Genomic DNA, 12,215 nt, shown 5'->3' with positions numbered 1-12,215 from the left:
GCCCATCGCTGGACAGCGCTTCGGGCCGCTCGGACAGCCGCGGCGGAAAATGCGCAATGGCTTTGCAGCCGCCGCCCCAGCCTGCATAATTGCCGCGTTTCCATCTCGATATATTCCGGATGCCAGCCGACGGCAGCAGCGCCCCGTGGTTTCTCTACCTGCTCGAATGCGAGGGCAACAAGATCTACACCGGCATCACGACCGATGTGGAGCGTCGCTTCGCCCAGCATCAGGCCGGTACGGGCGCAAAATACACCCGTTCGCACAAGCCGATCCGGGTGCTCGGCTGGAAGGAATTCGAGAACCGCTCCGAGGCCTCGAAGGCCGAAGCCGCCGCGAAGCGGCTGAATTCGGCACAGAAGCGTGATCTATGCGCGATGTTGTCGACATATCCCGCTGACGTCCGGTTGCAGCCGGCTGCCTGACCATCCCGGCGGCGGGATTCCCGAATCCGCTCCCGTTAAATTCTCGCGCTCTTCCTTTCCTTAAGTCTGATTTAAGGATCGCCCCTTAGCATGGATCCTGTCGCGTCCCCGATCGTTCGGACGCTCAAGGTAAAACCAGTAAAGGAAGACGCCATGATCCGTCAGACAGTTGCCCGCTCCGCCATTGGTATTGCCGCCTTGGCCGCGCTTGCCGGGGGCTATGCCTATCTGCAGAAAGAAGTCATCACGCCGGGATACGCCGCGCAGAGCCCGGTCACGGCACCGTCGCAGCCGGTGGCCGTCGCCACCCCGACCGACTTCTCCGCCATCGTCGACCAGTACGGCCCGGCCGTGGTCAATATCAGCGTGACCTCGCGCGCCCAGCGCACCTCGGCGCAGGTGCCGCCGGGCATGGACCCGGACGATCCGCTGTTCCAGTTCTTCAAGCGCTTCGGCCCGCAGTTCCAGGGTCCGCAGAGCGGCCAGCAGCAACTGGTGCGCGGCCTCGGCTCGGGTTTCATCGTCAGTCCGGACGGCCTGATCCTGACCAACGCCCACGTGGTCGACGGCGCGCAGGAAGTGACCGTGAAGCTGACCGACCGCCGCGAATTCAAGGCCAAGGTGCTCGGCGTGGACGCGCAGTCGGACGTGGCGGTGATCCGCATCGATGCCAAGAACCTGCCGACGGTGCGCCTGGGCGACCCCGCGCGCGTGCGCGTCGGCGAGCCGGTGCTGGCCATCGGTTCGCCCTACGGCTTCGAGAACACCGTGACCGCCGGCATCGTCAGCGCCAAGTCGCGCTCGCTGCCCGACGACACCTACGTGCCCTTCATCCAGACCGACGTGGCCGTCAATCCCGGCAACTCGGGCGGCCCGCTGTTCAACCAGCGCGGCGAAGTGATCGGCATCAACTCGCAGATCTACAGCCAGACCGGCGGCTACCAGGGCCTCTCGTTCGCGATCCCGATCGACGTCGCCACCAAGGTGGAGACGCAGCTGGTCGCGCACGGCAAGGTCACGCGCGGCCGCCTGGGCATCGGCGTGCAGGAGGTAAACCAGGCACTGGCGCAATCGTTCGGCCTGCCCAAGCCCAGCGGCGCGCTGGTCAACTCGGTGGAGCCGGACAGCCCGGCCGCCAAGGCCGGCGTGAAGCCCGGCGACGTGATCGTGCAGCTCGGCAACGACGTGATCGACCATTCCGGCGACCTGCCCGAGCGCGTGGCCGACCTCGCGCCCGGCACGCAGACCTCGCTCAAGGTCATCCGCAAGGGCGACCCGGTGACGCTGACCGTCAAGATCGGCACGACCAAGGATACGGCCGTGGCCGACAAGAGTCCGGCTAACGATGCCGGTGGCAAGCTCGGGCTGGCGGTGCGTCCGCTGAGCCCGACCGAGAAGCGCGACAGCGGCATCGACGGCGGCCTGGTGGTCGAGGACGTGGCCGGCCCCGCGGCCAAGGTCGGCATCCAGCCCGGCGACGTGATCCTGTCGATCAACGGCACGCCGATCAGCTCGGCCGACCAGTTGCGCGCGCTGGTGTCGAAGGCCGGCAAGCAGGTGGCGCTGCTGGTGCAGCGCGACGACGCCCGCATCTTCATCCCGCTCGACCTCGGTTGAGCAGCGCGCAGGCGCGCGCCCGGCACTGCCGAAAATGCGGCGCCGGGCGCGCCGCCGATAATGCGCGCGGCGTGGTAAACGCGTCCGCGTTAATGCCCCGTATACCTGGCGTATACGTATACGCGGACGTATACGCCAAGTATACGTCCGACCCGCCAAGCCTTGCTGGAAGCCGAATTCCGGTGCATATGGGGCTGTCAGAACGCGCGGTAACAGGTATTATCTCGACTGCGACGCAGGGCACGCCGCGACGGTCTCCGGACCCTTGTTGCGAATTCGTCCTGCAGACTCGAATACAAGGAAGTCTATGCAGTTGGATTTCACCCGCGCGTCCGCGACCACGGGTACCGAAAGAGCGCGGCGCCTGCCGCAATCGACGCCCTCGCCACGACGCCGCAAGAAAGCGGAAGCCGCCCCGCACTGGGAGCGTGGCTACCGTTCGCACTTCTACCGCAACGAGCGCGGCGAGAAGCTGGGCGAGGTGCGCCTGTCCGACCGCGGCGAGCTTCCGGTGGTCTACCACTGGGCCGCCGGCAACTACTCCGGCGCGGAAGGCTCGCTCGCCCATGCGCGCATGCGCGTGGAAGAAACCATCGGCTTCGGCATGCGCCAGCTGGCCTTGTTCTGAGCACGAGATCCGTTGTTGCCGGCCGCCCGGCCGGCTGATGCGTCGTCCGCATCGAGCACGTTCCAGCCGGCGCGATCCGCCCGGTCCCGGCAGTCCCCGCGTTCCGCCGCCCAGCGGTTGCGCCCCTCCCGCTACCTTCGCGGCATCCGTTTCCAGTGTCCCGCCAGCCTGTGCTCAGTCGAGCCGGCGCTGCGCCAGCATGAACACCGCGGCGACCAGCGCCAGCGCCGCGATCAGCCGGTACAGGTCCTCGCAGGCGATCAGCCTGGCCTGGGTGTCGACCATCCCGGCCAGTTGCGCGAGCGCGGCCTGATGCGCATGGCCCGGGTCGAATCCGCGCGCGCTCCAGCCAGCCTGTGCCGAGTCCATCCATAGCTGGGTCTGCGCGGTGTGCTGGCCGAGCGCGCCGGTCAGGCTGGTGTGCACGGCGAACTGCCGGTTCTGCAGCAGCACCGCGCCGAGCGCCGAGGCAAACGAGGCGGCGATCTGGCGCAGCAGGTTCTTGCTGCGATAGCCGTGCGCGAAGTCTTCCGCGGCCAGCGAGCGGAACGTCAGGCCCGCGACCGGGATGATGACCAGCACGCCGAACAGGCCCTTGCCGATCAGCCCCGGCGTCAGCGCCTGCGGGCCGGCGTCCGGCGGCATCGACGAGAACCACCATGCCGCGCCGGCCATCAGCAGCAGCCCGCTCACCATCAGCGGCTTCTTGTGCGGCAGCTTCGGCGCCACGCGCAGGTAGACCGCGATGCCGGCCAGGCTCACCAGCGCGGCGAAGCTGTTGAGCCAGCCGGTGCGCGCCAGCGGCATGCCGAGCGCCTGCTCGGCATAGATCGGGAACACGTAGCCGCTGAGGTTGCTGATCAGGTAATAGGCGAAGTACATTCCCAGCCCGGTCAGGTAGACCGGATCGCCCAGCGCGCGCACGCGCAGCACGGGCGCGTTGTGGTGCCACTGCTGCCACAGGAACGACCCGAGCAGGCCCAGGCCCACGGCGCAGATCGCCGCCAGCCGCAGCGGGTGCGAGAAGATGTCGAAGCGGGCCTCGGTCAGCGCCGCCTGCAAGGCCACCACGGCCGCGCCGAACAGCAGCAGCGGCCCGAGCGCGGGGCCGGCGTCGTCGTCGCGCGGCTCCGCGTCGGGCAGCAGCAGCCATGCGCCCAGCGTTGCCAGCGCCGCGAACGGCAGCGCGCCGTAGAACACGTCCTGCCACACGCCGCGCTCGATCAGCTCGGCGGCCAGCGCCGGCGCCAGCGCCGAGGCCGAGAAGATGCCCAGCATGAAGATGCGCGCCGCGCGGGGCCGGTCGGCCGGGGCGAACATCACGTTGACGAGGATGCGGCAGCTGGTAAACAGCGCGCCGCCGCCCACGCCCTGCACGAAGCGCGCGCCCACCAGCTGCGGCAGCGAATGGCTGGTGGCCGCCGCCAGCGTGCCCGCCATGAAGATCATCAGCGCGCCGGTCAGGTAGTAGCGGTAGCCGAAGCGCTGCGCCAGCCATTGCTGCTTGAGGATCATCAGCATGCTGCCCACGGCGTAGGCGGCCTGGACCAGCGCGAAGCTGCGCGGGTCCGCGTCCACGCCGCCCACGATGTGGCTCGACGCGAACACGAACATGATGTTCTCGAGGAACTCGACCGAGGTGGCCAGCGCGAGCAGCAGCATCAGCAGCGTCTGCCGCTGGCGGTGGCTGAGCAGGCGCAGCCAGCGCAGCCCCAGGCGCAGTGGCCGCAACGCGGAAGCCGTTCTCATGGCTCCAGCGCGAGCAGGTTCTTGTGCAGCCGGTTCAGGGCGCGCGTGGCGGTGCCCAGGCCGCTGTCCCCGAGCGGCTGCCAGGCTTCGGCGTAGGCCGCGTGCACCGCCGGCGCCGCGCGCTCGAGCAGGCGATGGCCGGCGGCGGTGAGCACCAGCTCGGTGGCGCGGCGGTCCTGCGCCGAGGCGTTGCGCCGCACCAGCCCGCGCGCTTCGAGCCCGTCCATCAGGCGCGTCATCTGGGTGCGGGTGGCGTCGAGCGTGAGGCCGAGCTCGGACGGCAGCGTCGGCTGCGCCTCGTCGGTGGCGAGCATGCTGATCGCCAGGTATTGCTGGAGGTCCAGCTCGAACGGCGCGAGCGCGCGGTCGATATGGGTGCGCAGCAGGCGCGCGGTGCGCAGCAGCAGCCGCGAAGCCAGGATCAGGTCGCGTGGCGCCTCGGGGTGGCTGGCGCAGAAACGGTCAATGCGGTCTTCGAACGACATGGCGCAAGGCTCGAGGTGACGCCGGCGCAACGGGATGCCGTGCCGGCTATTTGATTTCAGTCGTAATCATATCACCTGAAACCATTTACCGCGGCATGTCGGGCATGTCGGGAATACTGGGCGTGCGGGGCATGCCGGGCGCGGTGGCGGGACCGCCGCCGGCCGGGCGGCGCGGCAGCCGCCGCAGGGCCTCGCGCAGCGCCGCCAGCTCCGCGGCCCGCGCCGCCGGCTCCGGCGGTCCGTAGCGCAGCTTCATGTAGCGCCGGTTGAAGTCGAGCACCGCGGCGGCGCCCTCCGGCCAGGCCAGCGCGGCGCGCGCGGCGAAATCCTGCGGGCCCTCGGCGGGTTCGCGCACGCAGCCGTGCCGCGCCAGCTCGTGGCAGAAGCGCGCGTACAGCGCCTGCACCGGATCGGCCTCGCGGCGCCGGCGCAGCAGCGGCACCAGCGGCACCAGCCCCAGCAGGCTGAGCGCGGCCAGCCCGCCCAGCAACGCCTGCGGCAGGTTGTCGCCGATGCCGAGCTGCCGCATCAGCCGGGCCTGCTGGCCGCGGTCGTATTGCAGCACCCAGCGCTGCCAGGTGTAGACCATGCCGTCCATGCCCCAGCGCAGCTCGCGCAGCCAGCCCGGCTCGCGCGCGGCGGCCTCGCCGGCGTCCAGCGCGGCGTCGAGGCCGCGTTCCACGCGGCTCGGCGCCACCGCGCTGGTGGGATCGACGCGCACCCAGCCGCGGCCGTCCAGCCAGATTTCCGCCCATGCGTGGGCGTCGGCCTGGCGCACGATGTAGTTGCCGCCGATCGGGTTGTACTCGCCGCCCTGGTAGCCCGTGACCACGCGCGCCGGCACGCCCGCCGCGCGCATCAGGAAGACGAAGCTGCTGGCGTAGTGCTCGCAGAAGCCGCGCCGGGTGTCGAACAGGAAGCCATCCACCTGCTCCTGGCCGAGCGGCGCTGGCGACAGCGTGTAGGCAAACGGCGCCGCGGCGAAAAGCCGCAGCGCGGCCTGCGCGCGCTGCGCCGGGTCCGCGTAGCGCTGTTCCCAGTCGGCGGCCAGCGCGCGGCTGCGCGGGTTGCCGGGCGGCAGCGACAAGGCCAGCAGCCGGGTCTGCGCATCGAGCGGCTCCGCCGCGGCCGGCGCCGAGCGGGCGCGATAGCGCAGGCGCCGGTCGATGAGGTCGCGCATGAAGAACTCGCCGTCGGCATTGATCCGCACGCCGGCCGGGGCGGAGATGGCCTGGCCCCGGTCGAGCAGGAACAGCCACGGATGCTGGTTGGGCTCGAGCGTGATGTTGTAGTCGATCGCGCCGGCGGGCGCGGCGTTCGCCGCCGCGCTTGTCGTTGCCTCCGCCGGCAGTGCCGGCGCGGGCCGGCCGCGGCGCTGGCGCCCGGGCGCCGCGCGCCAGGTCTGCCCGTCGAACTGCCACAGCACCAGCGCGCGCCAGTACAGGGCGCCGGGCGGCAGTTGCCCGCCTTCCACGTCGGCGCGCAGCGCCACTTCGGGCGATTGCGTTAGCTCGCTCACGCTGCCGGGGCTCATGGTGTCGCTCAGGCCGGTGGCGGCCACCGGCTCGGCCTGCGGCAGCCGCCACAGCGGGCGGTCCAGGCGCGGGAACAGCACGAACAGCAGCAGCGCCCACGGCAGCCCGGCCAGCGCCAGCCGCCCGAGCAGCGGCCACACCGCGAGGTAGCCGCGCGCCTCCGGGTGGCCCAGGAACAGCCAGTTGCGCAGCAGCCAGGCCGCGATGGCGAGGCTGTACAGCGCCAGCCAGAACGGCTGGTCGAACAGATAGAGGCTCAGCAGGAGGTAGAAGCACAACTGCGTCACCAGCGTGGCATCGGCCAGCACGCGGCACTCCAGCAGCTTGAGCACGACGAAGGCGCCGAGCAGCGCCACCGAGAGATCGCGCCCGATGTTGCCGCCGGCCTGCCACACCAGCGCGGCGGCCACCAGCAGCACCAGCCCGGCCACCAGCCCGAGCGTCAGGCGCGACGGCAGCGGCGCGCGCTGGCGCCACAGCAGCCAGCGCCAGCCCATCAGCAGCACCAGCAGGACGCTGACGGCAACCGGCAGGCTGCGCGCCTGCGGCGCCAGCACCAGCGCCAGCTGGCCCAGCAGCAGGCCGTGTTCCTGATGGGCGAGCGGGCGGGGCGCGGGTTTCATGCGGCGCGCCTTCACGCGGCGTGTTCCGGCGCGGCCTGCCCGGGCCGGGCCGGCCACAGCGCGAGCGCTTCCAGGCAGGCGCGGCGATGCGCGCCGCCGCGGCCGGGCGCGATCTCCACACCGGGCAGCCGCAGGCCGATTTCCACCGCGTCGCCCGCGGCCAGCACCCACGCGCACAGGCGCGACAGCCGCGCCTCGTTGCCGAGCGAGGGCGGCAGCGACTGCCATTCGAGCCAGCACGACGGCTGGCTGCCCGACTGCCCGGTGCGGCTCAGCCAGCGGCCGGTGCGCGCGCTGTGCTTCCAGGCGATGCGGTGCAGCGGGTCGCCGCTGCGGTAGCGCCGCAACTGGTCGGTGCCGTCATCCGACGGCAGCGATGCCGCGCCGTCCTCGTCCGGCTGCGTGGCGAACGGCAGCGGCGGCGCGCCGGCCTCGGGCCGCGGGTAGACCAGCGCGGCCAGCGGCAGGTCGGCATGGCTCCATACCCGGAACAGGTTGAACGGAAAGCGGCTGGAGAGCGTCACGCGCGGCAGCGCCAGCCAGCCGCGCCGCGCCGCGGGCAGCCGCAGCGTCAGCACGCCGGCTGCACCGCGCGCCAGGCTCAGGCTGGCCGGCTGCGCGCCGGCCTGCGCCGGCAGGCTGGCTTCGATGCCGATGCGCACCGGCGCGCGCGCGCCGGCCACGCCAGCCACGCGCAGGCCGAAGGCCGCCGCCTCGCCGGCGAACACCGGCGCGGCGCTCGCGCCGGCCACGGTGACGTCGAGCAGGTTGCGGTAGGCCTGCCACATGCATGCCATGCCGATGCCGCCCAGCAGGAAGGTGAGGGCGAAGCCGAGGCTGATGTTGTAGTTCAGCGAAGTCAGCAGCATGGCCACCAGCAGCAAGGCAAAGCCGAAGCCGGTGCGGCTGGGCAGGATGTAGAGATGCCGGCGGTCCAGCGTCACCACGCCCTGCCGCGGCGGGCGCCGGCGCTGCAGCCACGGCGGCGCGCCCCACGGCCGGCGCCTGCCGCGCGGCGGCGGCGCGCCCGCAGGCGCGGCTTGCGGCGGGAACGGCCGGCTGTGCGGCATCGCTCAGGGAACGGCGACTTCGGCCAGCAGGCGGGCGAGCGTGTCCTGCCCGGCGCCGGCGCCGCCGGCGGGCAGCAGGCGGTGTCCCGCCACCGGCTCGAAGACCGCCTGCACGTCTTCCGGCAGCACCATGTCGCGCTGGTGGAGCAGCGCCCACGCGCGCGCGCAGGCCAGCAGCGCCAGCCCCGCGCGCGGCGACAGCCCGGCGGCGAAGCCGGCATGCGCGCGGGTAGCCTGCACCAGCGCCAGCGCGTAGTCCACCAGCGCCGGCCCCGCATAGACCTGCGCCGCGGCCTGCTGCAGCGCCACCACCTGGTCGGCGTCCATCACCGGGCCGGTGTCGGCGGGCGCGCCGCCGCCGAGGTACAGCACGCGCTCGAAGGCGGGATCGGGGTAGCCCAGCGACAGCCGCATGGTGAAGCGGTCGAGCTGGGATTCAGGCAGCGCGTGGGTGCCGATCTGGTCGAGCGGATTCTGCGTGGCGATGACGAAGAACGGCGACGGCAGCGCGTGCGTGACGCCGTCGTGCGTCACCTGCCCTTCGGCCATCGCCTCCAGCAGCGCGCTCTGCGTCTTGGGCGTGGCGCGGTTGATCTCGTCGGCCAGCACCACCTGCGCGAACACCGGGCCGCGGTGGAAGCGGAACTCGGCGCTCTCGCGCACGTAGACGGACACGCCGATCAGGTCCGCCGGCAGCAGGTCGCTGGTGAACTGCACGCGCTGGAACTGCAGGCCGAGCGTGCGCGCCAGCGCGTGCGCCAGCGTGGTCTTGCCCACGCCGGGCAGGTCCTCGAGCAGCAGGTGCCCGCCCGCGAGCATGCAGGCCAGCGCCAGCCGGACCTGCCGGGGCTTGCCCAGGACGATGCGGCCGAGCTGGGCTTCCGCCTGGGAGAGCGAGGCGACGATGCGGGGACGAGCGGTCACTGGAAGCCTGCGGGTCGGATCGGGGACCCGGCCATTGTAGCGGCGCGCGCGCACCGGGCAACAGTCTGTTTGCGCACGCAGGGCGCCGCGCGGCGCACCCGTGTTGTGCCAGATCACGCCGGATTGCGCGGCTTCTGGCATTATCGAAGCTGTCGGACCCTGCCAACCCCCACATCCGCTGCAATGAACTCCCCCCTCGCCGCATCTCCGGGCGCCGCCAGCGCGGCCGCCCCGGCCTCCGCCATCGTTCCCGCCGCCGCTGAACTGGACGCGCTGAACCGTACTTTCCATGCCGACGGCTATATCGTGCTGCGCGGCTTCGCGCCGCCCGCCGTGTGCGACCGCATCGAGCAGGTCGCGCGCCGGCAGCTTGCCGCCGCGGTGCCGCCGGTGGAATACGAAGCCGAGCTCGGTTATCCGGGCGCGCCCGCCAGCCGCGATGCGGACGGCGGCGGCACGGTGCGGCGCCTGCGCCAGGCCTACGGGCGCGACGAGGCGTTCCGCCAGTGGGCCACCGATCCCGCCGTGGCGCGGGTGGTGTCGACGCTGCTGGGCGAGCCGGCCTGCCTGACGCTGGCGCACCACAACTGCGTGATGACCAAGCACCCGCGCTTCGGCAGCCAGACCGGCTGGCACCGCGACACGCGCTACTGGTCGTTCGCGCGCCCGGAACTGGTGACGGTGTGGCTGGCGCTGGGCCGCGAGGACGACAGCAATGGCGTGCTGCGCGTGATTCCCGGCTCGCACACGGTGGCGCTGGAACCGGGCCAGCTCGACGCGGCGGAATTCCTGGTCGAGTCGCACCCGGCCAGCCAGGTGCTGCTGCGCGGCGTGCGGCCGCTGGTGCTGGAGCGCGGCGACGTATTGTTCTTCGACAGCCGGCTGTTCCACGCCGCCGGGCAGAACGTCTCCGACGCGGTCAAGCTGTCGGCGGCCTTCGCGTATTTCGGCGCCGGCAACCATCCGCTGCCGGGCACGCGCTCGGCCGAGTTCGGCACCGTGGCGCTGTCCGCGCCCGCTGCCGCCGCGCGCTAGCGCGGCGGGTGCGGCAGGTGCGGCAGGTGCGGCAGGTGCGGCAGGCGTGGCCCGCCACCATCAGGTGCGCAGGCTGACCAGGTTCGAGATTTTCTCGGACGCCGCCAGCAGCGGCGGCAGGAAATTGGAGGCCATCTCGTCGGCGCTGGTGCGGTTGGCCTGGCCGCTGATGTTGATGGCGGCGATGACCTGCCCGGCGCGGTTGCGGATCGGCGCGGCCAGCGAAACCAGCCCTTCCTCCAGTTCCTGGTCGTTCAGCGCCCAGCCGCGCGCGCGGATGCCGGCCACGATGTCCTTGAGCGCCGCCGGGTCGGTGATGGTGCGGTCGGTGCGCGCGCGCAGGTCGCTGGCGCCCAGCACGCGATCCAGCTCCGCGTCGGGCAGGCCGGCCAGCAGCACCCGTCCCATCGACGAGCAATAGGCCGGCAGGCGGCTGCCGATGGACAGGTTGATGGTCATGATCTTGCGCGCCGGCACCCGCAGCACGTAGACGATCTCGGTGCCGTCCAGCACGGAGATCGAGCAGCTTTCGTGCACTTCCTGCGAAAGCGCCTCCATGATCGGCTCGGCCAGGTTCCAGAACGGCATCGAGGTCAGGTAGGCAAAGCCGAGGTCGAGGATCTTGGGCGTCAGGCGGAACAGGCGCCCGTCGGCGCGCACGTAGCCCAGCCCCACCAGCGTCAGCAGGATGCGGCGCGCGCCCGCGCGCGTGAGGCCGCTGGCCTGCGCGATCTCGCTCAGGGTCTGGGCCGGGTGCTGCGTGTCGAAGGCGCGGATGACGGAAAGCCCGCGTGCGAAGGACTGCACATAGCTGTCGCTCGGCTTCTCCTGGGCCGGCGCGGCGCCGGCGGCAGGGTTGGCGGGATGGTCTGGAGCGGCTGGGCTGGCCATCGATCAGTTCGGCCGGACGCCGAATATGCACGGAAAGGCCGAAAGGGTAGAGGAAATGCGCGCCGCGCGCCAGTGCCGCGCGGCGCCGCCGGCGCGCGTGCCGCATAATGGCGCGCGTTTGGGAAACATAGCTTGCAAAGGAAATCTGGCCTGGTGAACGAGACAATCCAGTGGAACGATTGGGAAGCCTTCTGCTGCGTGGTGGAGCAGGGCACCTTCACGGCGGCGGCCGAGCAGCTCGACTGCCCCAAGTCCCGCGTCTCGGCGGCGGTGGCGCGGCTGGAGTCCGCCATCGGCGCCAAGCTGCTCCAGCGTACCACCCGGCGCATGCGCCTGACCGACGCCGGCAGCGCGGTATACCGCGACGTGGCGCCGCTGTTCGCGCGGCTGCGGGAGATCCGCCAGGAAACCCTGGCGCGCGAGGAGCGCGTGCAGGGCGTGCTGCGCATCGCTTCGCCGTACGAGTTCGGCGCCCAGCAGCTGGGCGGCGTGATTTGCCGGACACTTGCGGCGCATCCGGCGCTCGACGTGAAGGTGGAGATCAGCCAGGGCATGGTCGACCCGATCCGCGACGGCTTCGACGTGGCCTTCGTCGCGGTCGAGAACGACCTGCCGGACTCCGGCACCGTGGCGCGGCGCATCTACCATGTCGAGCGTGGCCTGTTCGCGGCGCCGGCCCTGGCCGCCGCGCTGCCGCCGCAGCTGCAGCCGGAGGATCTTGCCAACCTGCCCACGCTGACCACCACCGGCGACGGCATCTGGGAATTCATGCGCGGCGAGGAGCGCGTGTCGGTGCCGATCCGCCCGCGCATGCAGACCTCCAACGCGGAACTGCGGCTGCAGGGCGCGCTGGCCGGGCTGGGCATCGCGCGGCTGTCGCGCGCCTACTGCGAAGCCGAGGTGGCGCAGGGCCGGCTGGTGCAGGTGATGCCGGACTGCCCGCCGCCGCCGCTGCGGGTCTTCGCGCTGCTGCCCGACCGCCGGCTGCAGCCGCGCAAGGTGCGCGTGTTCATGGAAGCGGTCGAAGCCATGATGGCGACCGACCTGGCCGAGCCGCAGCGCGAGGAAGCCTGAGCGCGGCATCCACCGGAAAGCCACGCCCGAAACGACACAGCCGCGCCCGGCCCGTGAGGGCTGGCGCGGCTGCGGGGGGCATGTCGCGAGCCGGCTGGCAGGCCGGTCTTTCCGTGGTGCCGTTGTCTCCTCCGTCCCGGAGATTCGGTGGCGCGGCGC

General features: G+C 71.8%; 11 protein-coding genes. 5 read left to right on the top strand and 6 right to left on the bottom strand.

All coding sequences use genetic code 11. The annotated features are described in order from the left end of the window. The first annotated feature begins 119 nt into the window (after positions 1-119). The 3 genes from KF708C_RS32265 to KF708C_RS32255 all read left to right on the top strand — a co-directional run bounded on the left by KF708C_RS32265 (position 120) and on the right by KF708C_RS32255 (position 2,670). Positions 120-425 carry a GIY-YIG nuclease family protein gene (locus tag KF708C_RS32265; RefSeq protein ID WP_059415843.1) on the top strand — a complete coding sequence of 102 codons (306 nt, stop codon included), beginning with the start codon at positions 120-122 and terminating at the stop codon, positions 423-425. A gap of 153 nt (positions 426-578) precedes the next feature. Next, a complete protein-coding gene (locus tag KF708C_RS32260) occupies positions 579-2,042 on the top strand; it encodes a DegQ family serine endoprotease (RefSeq protein WP_059415842.1) in 1,464 nt (487 codons plus the stop codon). Positions 2,043-2,349: 307 nt separating this feature from the next. Beyond that, a complete protein-coding gene (locus KF708C_RS32255) occupies positions 2,350-2,670 on the top strand; it encodes a hypothetical protein (protein WP_020205003.1) in 321 nt (106 codons plus the stop codon). Between the two features lie 174 nt (positions 2,671-2,844). On the opposite strand, the gene KF708C_RS32250 is transcribed toward KF708C_RS32255, so the two are convergent. The 5 genes from KF708C_RS32250 to KF708C_RS32230 all read right to left on the bottom strand — a co-directional run bounded on the left by KF708C_RS32250 (position 2,845) and on the right by KF708C_RS32230 (position 9,056). Further along, positions 2,845-4,419 carry an MFS transporter gene (locus KF708C_RS32250; protein WP_197090460.1) on the bottom strand — a complete coding sequence of 525 codons (1,575 nt, stop codon included), beginning with the start codon at positions 4,417-4,419 and terminating at the stop codon, positions 2,845-2,847. After that, positions 4,416-4,904 carry a MarR family winged helix-turn-helix transcriptional regulator gene (locus KF708C_RS32245; protein ID WP_020205001.1) on the bottom strand — a complete coding sequence of 163 codons (489 nt, stop codon included), beginning with the start codon at positions 4,902-4,904 and terminating at the stop codon, positions 4,416-4,418. Before KF708C_RS32245 ends, KF708C_RS32250 begins: the two co-directional genes overlap by 4 nt. 85 nt (positions 4,905-4,989) lie before the next feature. Further along, the gene (locus KF708C_RS32240; protein WP_082080190.1) at positions 4,990-7,062 is read right to left on the bottom strand and encodes a transglutaminase TgpA family protein; all 2,073 of its coding nucleotides are present in this window, start codon (positions 7,060-7,062) and stop codon (positions 4,990-4,992) included. Between the two features lie 11 nt (positions 7,063-7,073). After that, complete coding sequence (locus KF708C_RS32235; protein ID WP_059415837.1) at positions 7,074-8,132, bottom strand: DUF58 domain-containing protein; 1,059 nt, start codon at positions 8,130-8,132, stop codon at positions 7,074-7,076. Between the two features lie 3 nt (positions 8,133-8,135). Then, positions 8,136-9,056 carry an AAA family ATPase gene (locus KF708C_RS32230; protein ID WP_059415835.1) on the bottom strand — a complete coding sequence of 307 codons (921 nt, stop codon included), beginning with the start codon at positions 9,054-9,056 and terminating at the stop codon, positions 8,136-8,138. Positions 9,057-9,239: 183 nt separating this feature from the next. Between KF708C_RS32230 and KF708C_RS32225 the strand changes: the two genes are divergently transcribed. Continuing rightward, entirely contained in the window at positions 9,240-10,091 is an 852-nt protein-coding gene (locus tag KF708C_RS32225) for a phytanoyl-CoA dioxygenase family protein (protein WP_059415832.1), read from the top strand. A gap of 60 nt (positions 10,092-10,151) precedes the next feature. Here the strand turns inward: KF708C_RS32225 and KF708C_RS32220 are convergent, their stop codons facing one another. Beyond that, positions 10,152-10,982 carry an IclR family transcriptional regulator gene (locus KF708C_RS32220; protein ID WP_059415829.1) on the bottom strand — a complete coding sequence of 277 codons (831 nt, stop codon included), beginning with the start codon at positions 10,980-10,982 and terminating at the stop codon, positions 10,152-10,154. 153 nt (positions 10,983-11,135) lie between these two features. Here KF708C_RS32220 and KF708C_RS32215 point away from each other — a divergent pair, with 153 nt between their 5' ends. Beyond that, the gene (locus tag KF708C_RS32215) at positions 11,136-12,056 is read left to right on the top strand and encodes a LysR family transcriptional regulator (protein ID WP_020204995.1); all 921 of its coding nucleotides are present in this window, start codon (positions 11,136-11,138) and stop codon (positions 12,054-12,056) included. Positions 12,057-12,215: the final 159 nt, after the last annotated feature.

The organism is Cupriavidus basilensis (assembly GCF_000876015.1).
Classification (GTDB): Bacteria; Pseudomonadota; Gammaproteobacteria; order Burkholderiales; family Burkholderiaceae; genus Cupriavidus; species Cupriavidus basilensis_B.
This window is presented reverse-complemented; position numbering and strand designations above follow the sequence as displayed.